This window comes from Streptomyces sp. NPDC127114 (assembly GCF_042677525.1).
GTDB lineage: Bacteria > Actinomycetota > Actinomycetes > Streptomycetales > Streptomycetaceae > Streptomyces.
Map to the genome: position 1 here is coordinate 1 of NZ_JBHXTJ010000018.1, position 20,160 is coordinate 20,160.

At 72.5% G+C, this 20,160-nt stretch carries 17 protein-coding genes; 7 read left to right on the forward strand and 10 right to left on the reverse strand.

Features of this window, described 5'->3' with window-relative positions; all coding sequences use genetic code 11:
* Positions 1-203: 203 nt before the first annotated feature.
* Positions 204-1,373 carry an aldose epimerase family protein gene (locus ACFVGS_RS19540; protein WP_385693158.1) on the forward strand — a complete coding sequence of 390 codons (1,170 nt, stop codon included), beginning with the start codon at positions 204-206 and terminating at the stop codon, positions 1,371-1,373.
* 88 nt (positions 1,374-1,461) lie between these two features.
* Here ACFVGS_RS19540 and ACFVGS_RS19545 read toward each other — a convergent pair whose 3' ends face one another.
* Entirely contained in the window at positions 1,462-2,484 is a 1,023-nt protein-coding gene (locus tag ACFVGS_RS19545; RefSeq protein WP_385693159.1) for an ArsR/SmtB family transcription factor, read from the reverse strand.
* A 135-nt stretch (positions 2,485-2,619) separates the two neighbouring features.
* On the opposite strand from ACFVGS_RS19545, the gene ACFVGS_RS19550 reads away from it, so the two are divergent.
* Positions 2,620-3,582, forward strand: coding sequence for a hypothetical protein (locus tag ACFVGS_RS19550; protein ID WP_385693160.1), 963 nt, complete (start codon positions 2,620-2,622; stop codon positions 3,580-3,582).
* Positions 3,583-3,631: 49 nt separating this feature from the next.
* Here ACFVGS_RS19550 and ACFVGS_RS19555 read toward each other — a convergent pair whose 3' ends face one another.
* Positions 3,632-4,174, reverse strand: coding sequence for an EF-hand domain-containing protein (locus tag ACFVGS_RS19555; protein ID WP_385693161.1), 543 nt, complete (start codon positions 4,172-4,174; stop codon positions 3,632-3,634).
* 224 nt (positions 4,175-4,398) lie between these two features.
* On the opposite strand from ACFVGS_RS19555, the gene ACFVGS_RS19560 reads away from it, so the two are divergent.
* From ACFVGS_RS19560 to ACFVGS_RS19575, 4 genes are all read left to right on the forward strand, one after another.
* A complete protein-coding gene (locus ACFVGS_RS19560) occupies positions 4,399-5,811 on the forward strand; it encodes an NAD(P)/FAD-dependent oxidoreductase (protein ID WP_385693162.1) in 1,413 nt (470 codons plus the stop codon).
* Positions 5,812-6,051: 240 nt separating this feature from the next.
* Positions 6,052-6,312: a hypothetical protein gene (locus ACFVGS_RS19565; RefSeq protein ID WP_385693163.1), complete on the forward strand. Its 261-nt coding sequence runs from the start codon at positions 6,052-6,054 to the stop codon at positions 6,310-6,312.
* An 80-nt stretch (positions 6,313-6,392) separates the two neighbouring features.
* On the forward strand, positions 6,393-6,974 hold the full coding sequence (locus ACFVGS_RS19570; protein WP_385693164.1) for a carbonic anhydrase: 582 nt from the start codon (positions 6,393-6,395) through the stop codon (positions 6,972-6,974).
* Positions 6,971-8,452: a SulP family inorganic anion transporter gene (locus tag ACFVGS_RS19575; RefSeq protein ID WP_385693165.1), complete on the forward strand. Its 1,482-nt coding sequence runs from the start codon at positions 6,971-6,973 to the stop codon at positions 8,450-8,452. Before ACFVGS_RS19570 ends, ACFVGS_RS19575 begins: the two co-directional genes overlap by 4 nt.
* 98 nt (positions 8,453-8,550) lie before the next feature.
* Here ACFVGS_RS19575 and ACFVGS_RS19580 read toward each other — a convergent pair whose 3' ends face one another.
* Complete coding sequence (locus ACFVGS_RS19580; RefSeq protein ID WP_385693166.1) at positions 8,551-9,381, reverse strand: glycoside hydrolase domain-containing protein; 831 nt, start codon at positions 9,379-9,381, stop codon at positions 8,551-8,553.
* 177 nt (positions 9,382-9,558) lie between these two features.
* Between ACFVGS_RS19580 and ACFVGS_RS19585 the strand changes: the two genes are divergently transcribed.
* Positions 9,559-10,158, forward strand: coding sequence for a DUF2165 domain-containing protein (locus ACFVGS_RS19585; RefSeq protein WP_385693167.1), 600 nt, complete (start codon positions 9,559-9,561; stop codon positions 10,156-10,158).
* A 103-nt stretch (positions 10,159-10,261) separates the two neighbouring features.
* Here the strand turns inward: ACFVGS_RS19585 and ACFVGS_RS19590 are convergent, their stop codons facing one another.
* From ACFVGS_RS19590 to ACFVGS_RS19620, 7 genes are all read right to left on the reverse strand, one after another.
* Positions 10,262-13,147, reverse strand: a complete 2,886-nt coding sequence (locus tag ACFVGS_RS19590) for a fumarate reductase/succinate dehydrogenase flavoprotein subunit (protein WP_385693168.1) — start codon at positions 13,145-13,147, stop codon at positions 10,262-10,264.
* A 143-nt stretch (positions 13,148-13,290) separates the two neighbouring features.
* On the reverse strand, positions 13,291-14,031 hold the full coding sequence (locus ACFVGS_RS19595; RefSeq protein WP_385693169.1) for an ABC transporter ATP-binding protein: 741 nt from the start codon (positions 14,029-14,031) through the stop codon (positions 13,291-13,293).
* Positions 14,028-14,939 (reverse strand): ABC transporter permease, encoded by a 912-nt coding sequence (locus ACFVGS_RS19600; RefSeq protein WP_385693170.1) that lies wholly within the window; start codon positions 14,937-14,939, stop codon positions 14,028-14,030. Before ACFVGS_RS19600 ends, ACFVGS_RS19595 begins: the two co-directional genes overlap by 4 nt.
* Entirely contained in the window at positions 14,936-16,282 is a 1,347-nt protein-coding gene (locus ACFVGS_RS19605) for an ABC transporter substrate-binding protein (RefSeq protein WP_385693171.1), read from the reverse strand. The genes ACFVGS_RS19600 and ACFVGS_RS19605 overlap by 4 nt, the downstream gene beginning before the upstream one ends.
* Before the next feature lie 14 nt (positions 16,283-16,296).
* Positions 16,297-16,524 (reverse strand): ferredoxin family protein, encoded by a 228-nt coding sequence (locus ACFVGS_RS19610; RefSeq protein ID WP_385693172.1) that lies wholly within the window; start codon positions 16,522-16,524, stop codon positions 16,297-16,299.
* 112 nt (positions 16,525-16,636) lie between these two features.
* A complete protein-coding gene (locus ACFVGS_RS19615; protein WP_385693173.1) occupies positions 16,637-17,404 on the reverse strand; it encodes a GntR family transcriptional regulator in 768 nt (255 codons plus the stop codon).
* 237 nt (positions 17,405-17,641) lie between these two features.
* Positions 17,642-20,053 carry a SpoIIE family protein phosphatase gene (locus tag ACFVGS_RS19620; protein ID WP_385693226.1) on the reverse strand — a complete coding sequence of 804 codons (2,412 nt, stop codon included), beginning with the start codon at positions 20,051-20,053 and terminating at the stop codon, positions 17,642-17,644.
* Between the last annotated feature and the right edge of the window lie 107 nt (positions 20,054-20,160).

Consider the following 20,160-nt stretch of genomic DNA (forward strand, 5'->3'; position numbering starts at 1 on the left):
TTCCGGGTGCTCACCGGCGTCGCCTCGTCCGGCGCCGTAAACGCCGGAGCGGGGGGGGGGCCCCGAGGGGCGGCCCCCCCCGGGGGGGGGGGGGGTGGGGCGGGGGGGGGGGGGCCCCCCCTACGCCCGGCGGCCCCCCCCACGCCCGCGACGTCGAACGACGTCCGACATATCGAACCTTCCCCTTGAGGAGCCACAACGACATGACCATCGACAGGCGCACGGTGATGGCGGCGGGTGCCGCCGGAGTGGCAGCGGCCGCGCTGGGCACGACCCCGGCGTCCGCCGCCCCGGGAGGCGCGGAACGGCCGGGCGGAAGACCGGCGAAGGAACTGTTCGGCACCCTGCCCGACGGCACGCGCGTCCACCGCTGGACGGTGGCCGCGGGAGGCACCCGGCTGCGCGTGCTCTCGTACGGCGGCATCGTCCAGAGCCTCGACCTCCCCGACAGGCGCGGGCGGTACGCGAACGTGTCGCTCGGCTTCGACAACCTCGACGACTACGTGGCGGGCAGCCCGTACTTCGGCGCCGTCATCGGCCGCTACGGCAACCGCATAGCGGGCGGCACCTTCACACTCGACGGCAGAACGTACCGGCTCCCCGTCAACGACGACCCCAACAGCCTGCACGGCGGGGACAAGGGCTTCGACAAGCGGGTGTGGGACGTCGAGCCGTACGCGCGGGGGCGGGACACCGGCCTCACCCTGCGCTACGTCAGCGCGGACGGAGAGATGGGCTACCCGGGCACGCTGCACGTCCGCGTCGACTACGTCCTCACCCCGCGCGGCGACTTCCGCATCCAGTACGAGGCCACGACGGACAGGGCCACCGTCGTGAACCTCACCAACCACACCTACTTCAACCTCGCCGGCGAAGGCAGCGGCAGCATCCTCGACCACACCCTGAGGATCGCCGCTTCCCGCTACACCCCCGTCGACGCCACCCTCATACCCACCGGCGAACTCGCCGCGGTCGCGCACACCCCCTTCGACTTCCGCACCGGCAAGCCCATCGGCCGCGACATCCGCGACGCGCACCCACAGGTCGTCTTCGGCCGCGGCTACGACCACAACTTCGTGCTCGACAAGGGACTCACCGACGCCCCGCAGCATGTCGCGACCGTGACGGAGCCGGTCTCGGGCCGCGTGATGGAGATCGCGACGACCGAACCGGGCGTCCAGTTCTACAGCGGCAACTTCCTCGACGCCACGCTGACCGGCACCTCGGGGAAGGTCTACCGCCAGGGCGACGGCTTCTGCCTGGAGACCCAGCACTTCCCCGACTCGCCCAACCAGCCGTCCTTCCCGCCGACGGTGCTCCGCCCGGGCCGGACCTACCGCTCGACGACGGTCCACTCCTTCTCCGCCCGATGATGAGCGGGCTTCTCCGCCGGCGCGGCCGGCGGAGAAGCCCGCTCGCGGCGGGCCGGGACCGGAGTCGATGCCCGAGCGCGGTGGGGTGTCACTCGGCGGTTCCCGCCAGCAGGGAGTGGCCGAGCGGGGTGAGGCTGTGCAGGACCGCCGTCCCCGTGCGCACGGTGCCGATCAGCCCGGCGGTCCGCAGGACCCCCGCGTGGTGGCTGGCCGCCGCGAGGGAGACGGAGGCGCGCTCGGCGAGCGCCGTCGTGGTGGCGGGGGTGCGCAGGAGGGCCAGCACACGGGCCCGGGTGCGGCCCAGCAGCGCCGCCAGCGCCTCCGGCCGCCCCTCGGCGGCGGCGCTCCCGCCGGGCGCCTCGTACAGGGGATAGACGAGCACGGTCGCCGCCTCCGGGCGGTACATCACCAACGGGCCGGTCGCGAACCATGACGGGACCAGCAGCAGCCCCCGCCCGCACAGCGGGATGTCGTACGCCGACGCCGAGGGCAGGTGGAGCGTCGGGTGCTGCCACCGCCAGGTCGTGCCGAGCGTCGTCAGCAGGGCGTCGACGCCGCCGCGGAGCAGCATCTCCGACCGCAGCGCGCGATCGGCGAGGACGTCCTGGCGGATCCGCGGCCAGAGCGGTTCCACATGCCTGGCGAAGAAGTCCCGGGTGTCGTGGAGCAGGGCCCGGGTCGCGGCCGGGGAGCCCTCGACCAGCTCGCGCGCCCACCGGCCCGGCCTGACCAGACCACCGTTCCACCCCGCCGCCTCGGGGATGCCCAGATCGAGCGCCAGCCGCTCCGCCGGTGTCGCCGCGACCGCCTCCAGACCGCCGGCGAGGTCGTGGATCCCCGGCTGCAGCAGGAAGTCCGGTACGAAGCCGTCCTCCGCGACCAGCTCCGCGAGCGCACCGGCCCGGACACCCGGACCTCCGGGCACGGAGCGGTGCCACTCCAGGGCGGCGGACCGCGCACGACGCCCCTGCCCGAATCCCCGGCCCCCGCCCCTCCGCCCGCTCCGACGCAGACTCAGCCCCACGCCGAGTGCCGTCTCCGCCAGCGCGTTGGGCGCCGGAGCGAGCGTGATCCGGCACAGGTCGTCGGCGGTGAAGTGAAGACGGATCATGACGAGCGATTATCCGCCCGCCGGACCCTTTCGACGAGGGGCGAAAGGCAGTGCGCCGAGCGCGCGGACACCGCACGCTCCTCTCGTCCCCTTCACCTTGCCCAGAGCATCCCCATCGCCACGGAGGTCGCGCCGATGCGCCGCATTCCCGTCCGAACCGCCTGCCTCGCAGCGACCTTGCTGCTCACGCCCCTCGCCGGCACACCCGTCCCCGCCGCCGCGCGCGACCTGCCCGACCGCTACGTCGTCTCCCGCGAGGAGGGCGTGCTGCCCGAAGGGATCACGGTCACCCCGGACGGCACCCTGTACGTCTCCTCCGACGGCCTCGGCACCCTGTACCGCGGCCGGATCGGCACCCCGGACCTCGCGCCGTTCCCGGCGCGCGGGCTGGAAGACCGCCCCAGCACCCTGGGCGTCCACACCGACCGGCGCGGCCGTGTCCTGTCCGTCGGGGGCGCGACCCTCACCGTCCACGACCGCCACGGTCGGCTGCTCGCCCGCCGCACCGCCGAGGACGGGCCGCTCGGCGCGCCGCACCTCAACGACCTGGCCGTGACCGACGACGCGGTATACGTCACCGACTGGGCCAACCCCGTCATCCACCGGGCGGAGATCCACGGCTCGACCGTGGGACCGCTCGAACCCTGGCTCGACATCCGTGCCGCGTTCCCCCAGTTCCCGTCCCGGTACTGGCTGTTGAACGGCATCGTGGCCGACGCGACGGGCTCCACCCTCCTCGTGGCGTCGAACGGCACGGAGGCCGTCTGGCGGATCGGCACCGCCGACCGCGAGGTCAGCCGGCTCGACCTCGGCGACCAGTCCTTCGGCGCCGACGGCATGGTGCTGCGCGGCCGCACGCTGTACGCCGTGCTCAACTACGGTGCCCCGCACGGTGTCTACATCGCCCGGCTCGACCGGGAACTGCGGACGGGCACGGTCGTCCACCGCCTCACCGAGGAACCCTTCGACCTGCCCACCACGCTGGCGAAGCACGGCTGCCGCCTCTACGTGGTCAACAGCCAGCTCGACGAGCCCCCGGGCCGGCCGCCGTACACCGTGAGCGCGATCCCCGACCCCACCTGCTCAGACTCCCGGTGACCCCACCCGCCGGTGCCGGCCCGCACACCCGCCGTCTCGCAGGGGGGACTCAGACGTGGCCGAGGATCTTGTTCCCGGGCGCCTGGGGGTCGGTGGACGTGAAGAACTCCATCGCGGCCGTCAGCCACTCGTCGAGGGTGAGTTCGCCGTCGTCGTCCCGGTCGAGCGTACGGAAGATCTCCTCCGCCTGCGACTCCGGTACGCCGAGAGCCTGGTAGAGCCTGGTGAACTCGGCGACGTCGACCACGCCGTCGTCGTTCGTGTCGGCGAGGGCGAGGTCGGCCTCCACGGAGGGGCGGACCATGGCGGAGATCCGCTTCGGGTCGGGTGACTGGGCCAGCCCGGTGACGAAGTCGTCCCGGGAGATCCGTCCGGTGCCGTCCGTGGGGACGAGCCGGCTGAGAGAGATCCAGTAGTGGGCCTTGGAGTCGCGGAGGGCGCGGACCTTGTGCGAGTCGGAGGGTTCGCCGGTTCCGGCGATGAGCTGGTCGACGAGGGCGGTGAAGTCCCTTTCGGAGATGTAGCCGTCCCGGTCGGTGTCGAGGAGGTCGAAGCGGTGCCCGAACTTGCGGCTCAGCAGGTCTGCGGTCATGGGTGTGCTCCTTCGGAAGTGGTGGGTGCGGTGACGCACCGTGGTCTATCGGACGGGGCCGCGCCGAGCAGGGAGCACCACGGCCGAGTCACCTGCGTGGCGGTGGCGATTCACCGCAGTGCCGGTCCACCGCGGGGCCGATTCCGGCGGAGGCGGTCTACCGGTACGCACCGTCGAGCTGTTCACTGACGGAGCCATGCAGTCCCCGAGGACAGGAGGCCGCCATGCACGACGGAGACCCGCGAGAGGAGACGGACGTCCTGGTGGTCGGCGGGGGTCCGGCCGGGGCGACGGCGGCCGCTCTGCTGGCCCGCCAGGGGTTCGGCGTCACCCTGCTGGAGAAGGCCCGCTTTCCCCGCTACCACATCGGCGAGTCCCTCCTGCCGTCCCTGCTGCCCCTGTTGGACCTGCTGGGCGCGCGGGAAGCCGTCGAGCGGCGTGGTTTCGTACGCAAGACGGGCGCCTTCTACGACTGGGGCGGCCAGGAATGGGCCCTGCGGTTCGACGGGCTGGGGCCGGGCGCCCCGTACAGCTTCCAGGTCGTCCGCGGGGAGTTCGACCGGACGCTGCTCGACCACGCCCGTGACCAGGGCGTCCGGGTCCACGAGGAAACCGCCGTGCGGGCGGTCGAGTTCGACGACGACGAGGGGCGGGCGACGGCGGGGGAGTGGATATCGGCGGCCGGCCACCAGGGGGTGACCTCGTTCCGGTACCTGGTGGACGCCTCCGGCCGGGCCGGGCTGCTCACCGCCCGGCAGTTACGGACCCGCCGGTTCCACGACGCGTTCCGCAACGTGGCCACGTGGGGGTACTGGCGGGGCGCGAAGCCCGCGCCGGACGCCCCCGAGGGCGCCATCCGCCTCTACTCCCTGCCCGACCACGGCTGGTTCTGGGCCATCCCCCTGCACGACGGAACCGTCAGCGTCGGCCTGGTCACCGACAAGCACTCCTTCACCGAGGGCCGTCGGCTGCTCGGTGGCACGGACGCGTTCTACGCCGACCGCCTGGCCCGCACCCCGGCCCTGGCGGGCCTCCTCGCGGACGCCGACCGGGTCACCGGCCTGCGGGTGGAGAGCGACTACTCGTACGTGGCGGACAAGTTCTGCGGACCCGGCTGGTTCGCGGCCGGAGACGCGGCCTGCTTCCTCGACCCGCTGCTGTCCACCGGCGTCCACCTCGCCATGCACAGCGGCATGCTCGCCGCCGCGTCCATCGCCGCGACGCTCCGCCGGGACGTCGGCGAGTCCGAAGCGGCGTCCTTCTACCAGGGCGCCTACCGGCACGCCTACGAACGCCTGCTCGTCCTCGTCGGCGCCTTCTACGACATCCACCAGGGCCGCGACGACCACTTCCGCCGCGCCCAGCGGCTCAGCCACCGCGACCAGCGGCCGCTGCGACTGCACGAGTCCTTCCTCCACATCGTCACCGGGATGGAAGACCTCCACGACACCCAGGGCGACACGGTGGCCCGTCTGTTCGGCGCGCTGAAGGAACCCCTCGCGGGCCACGAGCGGGTGGGGCTCGGAGGCCACGGGGCGAGCGCGATGACACCGTGGCCCACGGAACCGGAACACGCGGTCGCCGGCCTCCGGCTGACCCTGGAACCCCACCTGGGCCTGAGCCGGGCCGACGCCTGACGCACCCTGCCGCGCCCGCTCGGACCGCGGGCCCGCGCATGGTTGACGCCTCGTCGACATCGCTTTCGCGATCAACTCGATCCGGCCAATTCTCCTCGCTTTCAGGGCGCTCCTCGGGCGGAAACCTCGCGTTGACCCCGCATGCGACTTTGCCCGCCTAACATTCTTCTTGACCTCCTCTTGGGTAAGTGTTGGTTCGGACTATGCGTCCGAACCCACCGAAAGGGAAGCGGAAGCCGCATGTCACGAGCTGCGACGACCCGGTGCGCGCTGACGCTCATCGCCGTCGTGCTGCTCGCCTCGGCGGTTCTCGCCACCACCGGCCCCTTCGCACACGCGTACACCCCGCGAACATCCGGCCGGGCCGATCGCCCGACGGCCGCCCTGGACCGCGAACCGGCGGCCGGACGAGGCGAATCGGTGACCAGCACCCCGCACACGCCCGAGTCGAGAGGCCCCAGAGCCCCGTCCCGCGCCGCCCTTCAGGTGTTCCGCTGCTGACCGTGGCAGAGCAGTCCCCCACACCTCTCCGTCACGCACCCGACGCGCACCCATCGCGCGCCAGGAGGAATCACCACGCCATGCAACCCCTCATCGACAACGCGCGCACCTTCGGACAGCGCCCAGAGGAGTTCACCGGCCTCGCCGCAGGCCAGTCCCCGGCGGTCCTGTTCATCACCTGCTCCGACTCCCGGGTCGTCCCGGCCCTGATCACCGGCGCCCGTCCCGGCGAGCTCTTCGAGCTGCGCACGGCCGGCAACATCGTTCCCCCGTACGCCTCAGGTGCCCCCACCGGTGAGGCGGCCACCATCGAATACGCCGTGGAGGTCCTCGGCGTCAGCGACATCGTGGTCTGCGGGCACTCCCACTGCGGCGCCGTGGGCGCGCTGGTACGCGGCGAGGACCTGACCGCCGTACCGGCCGTACGGGACTGGCTCGCGCACGCGGCGGACGAGCCCCGGTGCTCCGATCCGACCGACCCGACGGTGGCCGAGGCCGTACAGAACCACGTCCTGACCCAGCTGCTGCGACTGCGCTCGTACCCGTGCGTCGAGAGGCGGCTGGCGGAGGGCCGGCTCCGGCTGCACGGCTGGTACTACGAGGTGGGGACCGGCGCCGTGCGCGAACACCGCCCGGACACCGACTCGTTCGAGGCGCTGTGAGGAGCGCGACGGCCGGCGTGCGCCGCCGCTTCCCCCACCTGCGCCAGGACTTCCTCGCCTCCGTCGTCGTCTTCCTCGTCGCCGTACCGCTGTGCGTCGGCGTGGCGGTCGCCTCCGGCGTCCCGGCCGAACTCGGACTCGTCACCGGCATCATCGGCGGCCTCGTCACCGGCTTCATGGCCGGCAGCAGCCTTCAGGTGTCCGGGCCCGCCGCAGGCCTGACCGTGCTCGTCTTCGAGGCGGTCAGCGAGTTCGGGGTGGGTACGCTCGGCGTGATCGTGCTGGCCGCCGGTCTGCTCCAGCTCGCCATGGGCCTCCTCGGGATCGGCCGCTGGTTCAGGGCGATATCCGTCTCCGTCGTCGAGGGCATGCTCTGCGGCATCGGCCTGGTGATCATCGCCGGCCAGCTCTACGCGGCCGCCGGCCTCAAGGCCCCCAAGACCGGCATCGACAAGATCGTGGAACTCCCCCGGGCTTTCGCCGACGTGCTCGGGAGTGCCGAGGCCCTGGCCTCGCTCGCGATCGGTGCCGGCACGATCGCCGTCATCGTGCTGTGGAAGAAGCTGCCGAGGCGGGTGCGCTCCGTGCCGGGCGCCCTCGCCGCGGTGGTGCTGGCGACGGCCGCCTCGCTCGGCCTCGGCCTGCCCGTCGCCACGGTCGAGGTCGAGGGCCTGCTGGGCGTCGTCCAGCCGCCCGGCTCCCAGGCCTTCGCCCAGCTCGCCGACGCGGCCGTCTGGGGCACGATCATCGCCTTCGCGCTCATCGCGTCCGCGGAGAGTCTGTTCAGCGCGGCGGCCGTGGACCGGCTGCACGACGGTCCGCGCACCGAGTACGACAAGGAGCTGATCGCCCAGGGCACGGGCAACACCGTGTGCGGTCTCCTCGGCGCGCTGCCGATGACCGCGGTGATCGTACGCAGCTCCGCCAACGTCGAGGCAGGCGCCAGGACCAAGGCGTCGCGGGTCCTGCACGGCGTATGGCTGCTGCTGTTCGCCGCCGTGCTGCCGTTCGCCCTCGCCCTGATCCCGCTGCCCGCCCTCGCCGGCATCCTGGTGCACGCGGGCTGGAAGCTGATCCCGTTCCGCCGGCTCGCGGGGCTGTGGCGGGATCACAAGGGAGAGGCGGTGGTCCTGGTGGTCACGGCCGTGGCCATCGTCGTCGTGAACATGTTCGAGGGCGTCCTGATCGGTCTCGCCCTGGCGGTCGCCAAGACCGCGTGGGAGGCCTCGCACGTGAAGCTGGAGGTCATGGACGAGGGCACCGGCCCCGTCCAGGCGCACCTGGCGGGCAACGCCACCTTCCTCCGCCTGCCGAAGATCCTCGACAGCCTGGAGTCCCTTCCGCAGGACCGCCCGGTCGAACTCGACCTGTCGGGCCTTCACCACCTGGACCACGCCTGCCGTACGGCGCTGGAGGGCTGGGCCGAGAGGCACAGTGCGACCGGCACCGAGCCGGTGAAACTCACCATCGCCGCCTGAACGGACGGCGCCCGCCGATCCGCCTGCCGCCCGTCCGGGGCCTGCCACGACCCGGGACGGGCGGCGTACGCCGGTCAGCCGTTCTGCCGGTCAGCCGTTCATCCGATGAGGGCGACCGGTGCGTCCCAGGCGTTCCTGTCGACGGTGATGGTGTAACCGCCCCTGGTCTCCTTGCTGTTGGCCTTGTACTGGTGGCCCCGGCTGTGGTCGGTGTACAGCTTCGGATCCCAGGGCCAGTCCTTGGTCGTGGTCTCCTGGCCGTTCCACTGGGCGTACCAGAGGTTGCCCGGCAGGTCCGTGCGGTCCTTCGCGGTGGCGATCGCCTTGGCACTGGAGGTGCTGAAGCCGTAGAGGCCGGCGCGGTAGGTCTTGGCGCGCAGGGTCCTGGTGAAGGACCGTACGTAGTTCAGGGTCGCCTCGTTGCACGCCTTGTCGGCCGTGTCGTACGGCTCCATGTTGAGGTAGACCGGGCTGCCGGCCTTCAAGCCGAGCGCCGAAGCCTTGGCGACCGCGTCGTTGGCGTTGCTCGCGCCGACCGAGGCCGCGGTGGCCGCGGTGAACCTCTCCTTGTTCCCGCTCTTCTGGCAGGGCGGCTGGGCGCCGACGTAGAGCGGGATGACCCGCCAGCCGAGCCCGTCGACCGACTTCACCCACGACCTGGTCAGGTTGGGCTGGCCGCAGCCGCGGTTCCTGCCGCCGACGTAGACCGCGACACCGCCGTAGTAGCCGTCCTTCTTCCACGCCTTCATCGCGGCGAGCGAGGGCGCTGCGCAGGTGTCGAACGCCCGCCCGGTGTACGTCCTCTGGGCCGGCCATGCCGAGGCCGCCATCGACGTCTGCGCCGCGACCCCGGCAGCGACCACGACGGCGATCCCCGTCGTCGCCAGGGCTACGTAGCGGCCCTTTCTGGACAGCCGGTGCTTCGGCATTCCCACCCCATACGAAATCCGGCCCCGCCTCTCGCGGAGCCCACTCACCCTATCCGGCACCGGCGGGAACGCTTCCTCAGCCCGAGCCCGTCGGGGGTGGTACGGGCGGGAAGCGGGGAAGGGACGGTACGAGCCCGCGGTCGACGCGCCCGCGGGACGACGAGGGAGGACACATCCATGGCACAGGCCCACCGGCCGACCCGCACCGACTCCGGCGCCCCTTCCCCGGGAACGGCCCCGGCCACCCGGCAGAACCGGCTCCTCCGGCTGGGCACGCTGCCCGTCGCGGCGACGGCACTGACGGCGACCGTCGCGCTCTCCATGACCCTGGTCGCCTTCGGCAACATCACGGACTTCGGGACCAACCAGCAGTTCGTCCAGCACGTCCTGAGCATGGACACCACCTTCAAGGACCCTGACCTGATGTGGCGTGCGATCGAATCGCCCGCCCTCCAGAACGCCGCCTACGTCGCCGTCATCGCCTGGGAGACGCTGGCCGCGATGGTCCTCCTCGCCGCCACCTGGTTCTGGATCACGGGACTGCGCCGCGACGCGTACGACCGCGCCCGCGCGGCGAGCACGGCGGGGCTGGTGATGGTGCTGCTGCTCTTCGGGATGGGCTTCCTCGCGATCGGCGGCGAGTGGTTCGCCATGTGGCAGTCGTCCGACTGGAACGGTCTGGACGCCGCGGCCCGCAACGTCGCGCTGGCCGCCTTCACGCTCCTCGTGGTGCACCTGCCCGGAGCCCGCCGAACAGACGCCGAACGGACGACCTGACGCGCCCCGCGCGTGTTCGGACACGGACATTCCCTCGCGTGAACGACTCCCGACGGTGACGGGTCGGAGGAGGGGACGAGCAGAGCCGCCTTGAGCCCCGTCGTCACGCCGTGGCGCGGGACGCGTAGGCGCGGACGTCGGCATCCGGGTCGAGAGTGGCCGCGGCCAGGGCGGTCCGGGCCTCAGGGGCGGCGCGGTGTTGCAGGAGCGAGAGGGTGGCGGCCTTGCGGACATCCGCGTTGGGGTCGGCCAGGGCTCGGGTGAGGGCCGTGACGGCCTCGGTGGCCGGGGCCGCCCGCAGAGCGCTCGCGGCGCCGGCCCTGACCTGCCAGGCCGGATCGGCCAGGGCGGCCGCCGCCCGCGCCGCGTACGGCGGTGGGCAGCCGGTCGCGGCCAGCGCGCCGAACGCGGCGCCCCTGACGAGCGGGTCCGGGTCGGCCACCAGCCGGTCGAGGGTCGCGGGAGCCGCGGCGTGTACGGCCGCGAGACCGCGAGCCACCGCGACCCGCACCTCGCGGGCCGGGTCCTCGGCGGCCACCACCAGTTCGTCGACCGCGTCCACGGACACCAGGGCCCGCACGGCGGTGATGCGCACCTCGATGTCTTCGTCGACGAGCGCGGCCGCGTAGGCCGCGGCATCACCCAGCCGCAAGGCGCGCAACACGTCCAGCGCCGCCGCTCGGACGGCCGGGTCGGCGAAGACCGAAGCGGTCTTGAGCGCGGTGCCCAACTCCGCTTCGGCGGGCAGCACTTCGACCAGCTCGCGCAGCACCGACGCGGCGGCGGCCCGGACAGCAGGCGCGGTGTCCAGCAGGTGAGCGGCGAGGACGGGGCCGGCGCCCGCCGGCGCCGTCTCGCCGAGGGCGGCCACGGCCGCCGCCCGCACGGCCGGATCGGTGTCCGCGAGGTACGGCAGGAACGTCTCCAGCTCGGCGGACTCCTCGGTGAGGGAGAGGAGGCGGAGCAGCAGGTCCGGGCTGGGCGCGGTGACCTCTGCCGGGGCCGTGACGGGAGCCGCGGCGTCCCGCGCTGCCGTCGGTGGCGCAGGGGAGGCCGGCACCGCGGCCATGGTGTCGGGGGCAGCGGCCGGGGCCGAGGCGGCCGCCGTCCCGGCGTCCTCACCGGCCCTGGTCGGCGACGGACCCGCTGCCGGTCCGGCGTCCGGCGTGGTCGGCCGGGCGGCAGGGGCGGCTTCCCTCGGCCCGGCAGTGGCGACCGGTACCAGGGGGACCTCGCCCAGAAAGCGCTCGGGTCCGGGCGCGGGCGCGAACTCCGGGACCGGCACCACGTACGGCTCCACCGGCCGCGCGGTGAACTCCATCGTCCCCGAGGCGGACTTGCGCAGGTCGAGGTGGTGCAACCAGCCCGCGTCGTCCCGGCCCGGGTGGTCCAGTCGCTCGTGGTAGAGGCCCCACCGCGACTCGGTCCTGGCCAGGGAGGCCCGGGCGGCCATTTCCGCGCAGTCCCTGATGAAGGAGACCTCGGCGCACCGCATCAGTTCGTGCGGCGTGCGAGCCCCCATGCCCTCGATCTCGCGCGACATCCGGGTGAACGCCTCGACCGCCAGAGAGAGCTTCGCCCCCGTTTTGGGCGGTGCCACGTAGTCGTTGACGAACCGGCGCAGCTTGTACTCGACCTGCGGCTGCGGTGGTCCGTCGGGGTTGCGCAGCGGTCGGTAGACGAGTTCGTGGGCGGCGGCCAGTTGCTCGGCGGGCAACGCGCCCTCGAACGCGCGGTACTGCGCCGCGTCCTCACCGGCCAGATCGCCGAAGACGAACGCGCCGATCATGTAGTTGTGCGGTACGCAGGCCAGGTCGCCGGCCGCGTACAGCCGGGGCACCGTCGTACGGGCGTGTGCGTCCACCCGAACCCCGGAGGCGGAATGTCCACCGCAGAGCCCGATCTCCGAGATGTGCATCTCGATGTCGTGCGTGCGGTAGTCATGGCCGCGGTTCGCGTGGAAGGTGCCGCGGGTGGGCCGTTCCGTCGTGTGCAGGATCGACTCGACGGCGCCGACGGTCTCCTCGGGCAGATGGCTGAGCTTGAGGTACACCGGCCCCCGGTCGGAGGCGAGTTCGGCCGCGAACTCGGACATCATCTGCCCCGACCAGTAGTCCGACTCGACGAAGCGCTCGCCGTGCCGGTTCACCTGGTACCCGCCGAACGGGTTCGCGACGTAGGCGCACGCCGGTCCGTTGTAGTCCTTGATCAGCGGATTGATCTGGAAGCACTCGATCCCGGTGAGCGCGGCCCCCGCGTGGTAGGCCATGGCGTAGCCGTCGCCGGCGTTGGTCGGGTTCTCGTAGGTGCCGTACAGATAGCCCGAGGCGGGCAGGCCGAGCCGGCCGCACGCACCGGTGGCCAGGATGACCGCGCCCGCCCGGACGATCACGAAGTCGCCCGTACGCGTGTGGAATCCCGCCGCGCCTATCGCCCGTCCGTCGTCCGGGTGCGTGAGCACCCGGACCGGCATCACCCGGTTCTCGATCCGGATCCGCTCGCGCATCTCCCGCCGCCGCAGCTGCCGGTAGAGCACCTTCTTGACGTCCTTGCCCTCCGGCATCGGCAGCACGTACGAGCCGGAGCGGTGCACCTGGCGAACCGCGTAGTCGCCGTGCTCGTCCTTCTCGAACTTCACGCCGTACGACTCCAGGCGCTGGACCATCCCGAAGCCGCGGGTCGCGGTCTGCCGGACGGTGGACTGGTCGACGACGCCGTCGTTGGCGCGGGTGATCTCGGCGACGTAGTCGTCGGGTTCCGCCCGGCCCGGGATGATGGCGTTGTTGACGCCGTCCATTCCCATGGCGAGGGCGCCGGAGTGACGGACGTGAGCCTTTTCGAGGAGCAGCACGGACGCGCCGCGTCCGGCGGCGGTCAGCGCGGCCATGGTGCCCGCGGTACCGCCGCCGATGACCAGGACGTCGCAGGACAGTTCGGTTGCGTCGGCGAGTGCGGGTATGGGCAGGGGGGTGTCCACGAGCGTGTCCACGGGGGTGCCTTTCGGATGCCGCTCCGATCCTCTCGGAGGCGAGGTGAGAGGGGTCGGGATCGGGAGAGGGCCGGATTCGGGAGAGGGTTCGGGATCGGAGGTGGGGCCGGGCGTTTGGCCGGGAGTGGGGGCCGGGGCCGGCTTCAGAGGGACGCGAGGATGCGGCGGCGCGCTTCCGCGGTGCCGGGGGCGGTCCGGGCGTCACGCTCCCGCGGGTGCGGGACGTCGAGGACCTGCCCGGAGGCGAGCTGGAGGACCCGGTCGCCGAGGTACAGGGCCTCGTCCACGTCGTGGGTGACGAAGACGACGGTGGCGCCGGTGCCTCGCAGGATGTCGACCAGCAAGTCCTGCATCCCGGCCCGAGTGTGCGCGTCGAGCGCACCGAAGGGCTCGTCCATCAGGACCACACGGGGGCCGCCGGCCAGGGCGCGGGCCAGCTGGACCCGTTGGCGCTGGCCGCCGGACAGCTGGTGCGGCAATTTGTGGGCGTGATCGGCGAGGCCGACCCGGTCCAGCCATGCGGCCGCCGAGCGCCGCCGTTCGGCACGAGGGACCCGCCGGATCGCCAGCGGCAACTCCACGTTGGCACGGACGGTCCGCCAGGGCAGCAGGGCATCGTGCTGGAACGCCAGGGCCCGGTCGGCGGCGGGCCGGGCGATCCGCTCCCCGTCCTGGCCGACCCGGCCCTCCAGCGGTGGCAGCAGCCCCGCGAGGGTGCGCAGCAGGGTCGACTTCCCGCAGCCGGACGGGCCGACCACGGCCAGCAGTTCGCCGGGTGCGATGCTCAGCGTCAGCCTGCCGGGGACGTCGGCGCCGTCCGGGTGGCCGAGCCGCACGGCGTCCAGGGTGAGCTCGGCACCGGTGTGCGCGGGCGCGACGGTCATGGAACCGGTTCCTTCCGGGGAGTGGCGGCGACGGCGGTGGGGTCCGCGAGGAGCGGTGGAGTCTCGGCGGACCGGGGTGTCGCAGGGGCCGCTGCGCGCACCCTGCGGAAGGCCGGCCTCGGGGCGTCGGCTCCGCCGCGCGCGGTCGGGCGGGGCAGCCACGCGGTCGTGCGGCGGCCGAGGTACTCCACCGCCGTCGAGGTGAGCCAGCCGAGGCCGCCGATGGTGGCCATGCCGACGAACACGCCCGGGTAGTCGACGACCGTGTAGTCCTGCCAGGTCCGGTAGCCGACCCCGTACTCGCCGGAGATCATCTCCGCGGAGATCACGCAGATCCAGGCGACGCCGATGCCCACGGACAGGCCTCCGAAGATGCCCGGGAGGGCACCCGGCAGCACGACCGAGCCCAGCACGCGCAGCCGGCCGCCGCCCATGGTGAGCACGGCCTCCTCCCAGGCGGGCGTGAGCGCCCGGACCGCGTGCCGGGTCGACACCAGGACAGGGAAGAAGGCCGCGGTGAAGGTGATGAAGACGATGCCCTGCTCGTTGGTGGGGAGCAGCAGGATGGCGACCGGGACGAGCGCGATGGCCGGGACGGGGCGTACCACCTCCACCAGCGGTCCCAGCAGGTCGGCGGCCCATCGGGAGCGGGCGACGGCCGTGCCGGCGGCCACCCCCAGGACGGCGGCGAGCAGGAAGCCCACCACGATCCGGCCCAGGCTGTGGCCCAGGTCCTGCCAGTACGTCGCGGTGCCGACCCGGTCGGCGAAGGCCGAGGCCACCTCGACGACAGTGGGGAACTGCTCGAACCTCAGCCACAGGTCGACGTCCTGCGAGGTCAGCAGCTGCCAGAGCGCGAGGGCCCCGGCGAGCGACCCGGCCCTGACCAGCCGGCGGCCCGCGCTCATGACGCCAGCCGTACGGCGTCGGTGTAGCCGACGACCCGGGCGCCGGGGTGCCCGGAGACGTACGTCTGCGCGTTGGCGGGGGTGACGAAGGCCCGCAGCCGCGCGCCGTCCGCGACCCACACCGCCTTGTCGGCGAACCACAGGGTGCCGGTCAGCGCGTCCGGCACGTAGGCGGCCCTCACATCGGCGCCCTTGACGGCCTTCAGCAGCTCCTCGGGACTGTCGAAGGAACGCGTGGTGGTCTGTCCCCTGAGCCACAGTTCCGGCTTGACCGTGGTCACCTTCGGGTACGCGGGCGTGGACGCGGCCCGCCGCAGCGGCGCCGGGTCGACGAACGCGTCCACGTCGACGTCACCGACCAGCTTGGCCGCCTGCAACAGCGGCAGGTCCGCCTTCAGCGCGGCGACCAGCTCCGGGCGCAGCTGCGGGTCGAAGGTGGCGATGCCGTTCGCACCGTTGTAGAGGTAGACCACCTCGGCGGGCAGCCCGGTGGCCTTCGCCACCGATTCGGCCGCCGCGACCGGTTCGGCGCGCAGCTGGTCGGTGGCCCGGCGCTGCGCCTTGAGGAAGTCGTCCAGGATGCCGGGCCGCTGTTCGGCGAACTTCTGCCGTACGGTCACCCCGTGGAAGGTCGGCAGGTCGAGCACCGCACCGTCGTACAGGGCCCTGGCCCGGCCCTCGAAGGCCAGCAGACCCGGCCACGCGACGAACTGTGACAGCGCGTCGACACTGCCTGCGGTCAGGGCGGACGCGCCCACGCTGGGCTGCTGGTTGAGCTTCTGGACGTCCTGCCTCGGGTCGAGACCGGCCTGCTCAAGGGCGCGCACGAGGGTGCCGTCGGCGGCCGAGCCGACACTGGTGGACACCTTCCTGCCCCGCAGGTCCGCCAGCGACTTCAGGGACGAACCGGGGGCGGTCACGACGGTGTTGAGGCCACCGCGCAGGTTGTAGCCGGTGACCGCGACCAGCCGGGTCGGCTGACCCAGCTGCTTCCCCCGGGCGGCGTTGATGAGCAGCGGGAAGTCGCCCATGGACCCGATGTCGATCTTTCCGGCCGTCATCTGGGCGGTGATCGGCGCACCGGTCGCGTAGTCCTGCCAGACGACCTTGTACGAGACGCCGTCCTTCTTCCCGCGCGCCTCGAGCTCTTCCTCGAAGTAGCCGAGGGAACGCAGCAGTGTGCCGGCGGTGACGGTGTTGATGGTCTTGGACTGGTACCCGACGGTCACCGTGACGGTCTTTCCGCCGTCGCCGTCGGCGGCTGCCGTGCTGCCGCAGGCGGTGGCGAGGGGCAGCAGCGCGGTGGCCAGGAGCAGCGGAAGCGGGATTCTCTTGCGGGGCATGGGAGGCCGGCCTTTCAGCGGAGCAGATAGGGCATGTTGACGGTGACCGCACCGGTGGGACAGCGCGCGGCGCAGGGGCCGCAGTACCAGCACTCGTCCACGTGCATGTAGGCCTTGCCGTCGTCCTCGCGGATGGCGAGCGAGTCGAGCGGACACATGTCGACGCAGAGGGTGCAGCCGGCGATGCACTTGGACTCGTCGATGGTCACGGGCACGTCCGAACGCTGCGGAACGAGAGGCATGGCGGTCTCCAAGACCGAAGAGGGCGGGAACAGGGAAGGAAGGACGAAGGGAAGAGGGCCAGGAGGCGAGCAGGGAAGGAAGAACGACCGGCGCCGGACCGGCGGCACCTCGTCAGACGGACCGGTGCAGCACACCACTCATGGTGATGCGGTCGCCGCGAAACCGGATGAACTCCAGATCCACCGGGCGTCCGTCTGGCAGGCGGGTCAGCCGCTCCAGCATCAGGACGGCCGCGCCCTTCGGGGCCTGGAGCACCGCGGCGGAGTGCGCGTCGGCGGTGACCGCCTCCAGGGTGATCTCGGCATGTCCCAGCGGGCCGCCGGTGAGCGATTCCAGGAGCCGGAAGACATCCGTGTTCTCCAGGTCGCAGCCGAGGAGTTCCCCGCCCACTTCCATGGGCAGGTAGGACAGGTCCAAGGACAGCGGAAGTCCGTTCAAGCGGCGCAGCCGCTCGATACAGAGCACATCGCTGTGATCGGGCAGTCCCAGCCGGTGCGCCACCGGCCCCGGGGCGGAGACCGGGCCGACGGTACGGACCTCGTTGGTGACCCGGCCGTGCTCGTGCAGGGTCTCGGCCAGGCCCTGGAGGCGGTCCAGGCCGTGCGGGTACTTCTCGCACACCACCACGGTGCCGACGCCGGGCTGCCGCTCGACGAGATGTTCGCCGCGCAGCAGGTCCAGGGCGTGTCGCACGGTGTTGCGGCTGGCCCGGTAGTCCCTGGCGATGACGTCCTCCAGGGGGAGGACCTGCCGGGGGAAGCCGCCCGCGAGGATCTGGTGGCGCAGGAGATCGGCGAGCTGTCGCGCCCGGTCCGCACGCAGTCGTCGGCGGCGCGCGGCGGCGACCGGGCGGGCTGCGGGGGTGGGTTCGGCTGGCATGTCAGGGAACGTACCGGTGGATTGCCGCCGATGGTGTTGCCGCAGTATTGCGCCACCTGACGCCTTGTGCGAACCGTCCTGACCTGTGGGTTTCCCCGCCGATGCGAGAAGATCCGCCACCTCGGCGTCCACCACGTGGACCATCGGCGTGAAGGCCGACCGGCACGATGTGGCGCCAGGGGCCGGCCCGCCCCGTCGCATCGGGCCGCCCACGTCTGATCACGACATCACAGACACCTAGGAGAGGGCCTGCGCGCACCAGATCGTCTTACCGTTGGTCGTGTGCCGGGTGCCCCACTCCTGGGTGAGCTGGGCGACGAGCAGCAGGCCCCGGCCGCCCTCGTCGAAGGCGCGGGCTCGGCGCAGGTGCGGAGCGGTGTTGCTTCCGTCGAAGACCTCGCAGATCAGGGAGGTATCGCGAATCAGCCGCAGCCTGATCGGCGGCTCGCCGTATCTGATCGCGTTGGTGACCAGCTCGCTGACGACCAGTTCGGTGACGAACGACGCCTCCTCCAGGCCCCAGGCGTCCACCTGGTCGACGGCGAACTTCCTGGCGCGCGGCACCTGCGCGGGATCGGGCTCCACGACCAGGTCGGCGACGTGGTGGGGATCCAGCGCGTGAGTGCGAGCGAGCAGCAGGGCGGCGTCGTCGGTGCGGCGTTCGGGGAGCATGGCGTCCATGACCGTGTCGCACAGGGCGTCCAGGGAGGTGGCCGAGTGGTTCAGGGTTCGCAGCAGTTCGGCGATCCGCTCGTCGACGTTGCGCTCGCGGCTTTCCACCAGTCCGTCGGTGTAGAGGACGAGCAGGCTGCCCTCGGGCAGCTCGAGCTCGGTGGCCTCGAAAGGCAGCCCACCGATGCCGAGCGGCGGACCCGGACGGGCGGGCACCGGTGTCCTGGTGCCGTCCGGGGAGATGACGAGCGGCAGCGGATGGCCGGCGCTGGCCAGCGTGAAGCGCCGGGAGACAGGGTCGTAGACGGTATACAGGCAGGTGGCGCCGGACTCGCCGGTCGGCTCGAAGTGGCCGGCGGGCCGGAGGTCGCCGGCCAGGTGGAGGACCAGGTCGTCCAGGTGGGTCAGCAGCTCGTCCGGCGGCAGGTCGACGTCGGCGAGAGTGCGGACCGCGGTGCGCAGCCGGCCCATGGCGGCCGAGGCGTGCAAGCCGTGGCCGACGACATCGCCGACGACCAGGGCGACCCGGGCACCGGACAGCGGAACGACGTCGAACCAGTCACCACCCACTTCCGCGCCGGTCCCGGCGGGCAGGTAGCGGGATGCCGCCTCGACCGCCTCCTGGTTCGGCAGCGCCTGCGGCAGCAGGCTGCGTTGCAGGGTCAGCGCGGTCGTGCGTTCGCGCGAGTACCGGCGGGCGTTGTCGATGGCGACGGCGGCTTTGGCGGTCATCTCTTCGGCGAGGATCAGGTCGTCGGCGGTGAAGGCCTCGGGCCGGTCGAGGCGGGAGAAGGCGACGACGCCGAGCAGCGCGCCGCGGGCCCGGAGCGGCACGGTGATCCGGCCGGTCAGCCCGTCCGCGGCGATGGACCCTTCGATCACCGGGTTGCCCGGCGGCCAGTGGGCCGGGTCGGCGGCGAGTCCGGGCCCGAAGGCCCATTCGCCGCCCTGGCCGGGCTGAGCGGCGAGCTCGACCGTGGACCTGCCGGTGGCCATGCAGCGGGCGGCGACGGAACCGGGAGTGTGGCTGACCGGCGTCGCGGGCCCGGGCGCCCGGTCGGTGTCCTCCTCCGCACTGTGCTGGGCGGCACGGCTGAGCGCGATGGGCTCGCCGGGGGTGAACGCGGACGCGGAGGGCGGTTCCTCCCCGCGCAGCACCTCGTCGAAGAGGTCTACGGTGACGAGGTCGGCGAATCCCGGCACCGGCGTCGTGGCCAGTTCCTGGGCGGTGCCGATCACGTCGAGTGTCAGGCCGATGCCGCCGCTGGCCTTGTTGAGGATGAGCAGGCGTTGCCGAGCCCAGTACTCGGCGCTCATGTCGAATCCCCAGTTGGCGACCGCGCGGACCTTGCCGTCGGCATCTCGGACGGGCCACATGCTGGTGGCCCAGGCGTTGGCGTAGTTGCTTCCGAGCGGGCGGAACACGGTGATGAGGCGTGCGGGCTCGCCCGTCCTCGCGACCTCGGAGAGCCGGTCGGTGTAGGCCATGTCGTCCAGTTCGGGGAACAGCTCGCGGTACTTCTCACCGAGCACCTGCTCCTCGGAGTGCGCCATCACTCGGCACGCGGAGGCGTTGACCCACAGAAACCGCAGCTCAGGGTCGTACACGCCCAGAGCGAAGGGGCACTGCTCGAAGGCCCGGTCGGCGATCACGGGGCGGCGTCCCCACGGCTGGACGGTCACCACCTGGCCCAGCGAACGGCCGTCCGCGCCGCGCAGCGGATGGGCCGTCAGCACGGCGTCCACCGTGGAACCGTCCCGGTGGCGCAGCGGGACGACTCCCGTGGGGTCGGAGCCGATGCCGAGACTCTCGGGAAAGTCGGACGGGCGGTCGACCAACAGGTCGGTCACGGGACGCCCCACGGTCTCCTCCGCCGTCCAGCCCAGCAGCAGCCGCCCGCCCTCGCTCCAACCACTCACCATGCCGTCCGGGTCGACCAGGGCAGTGGCAGTCGGGGCGTCCTGCTTGGCAGCCATCTCCACGCGCCACGCCTCCGTCCGGACAGCGGTGCTCGCCGGGACCGGTTTCCAGCGGCTGGTTCCAGCCTAGGTCCGCTCCGTCTGGCGCGCCGACTCGGTCACGG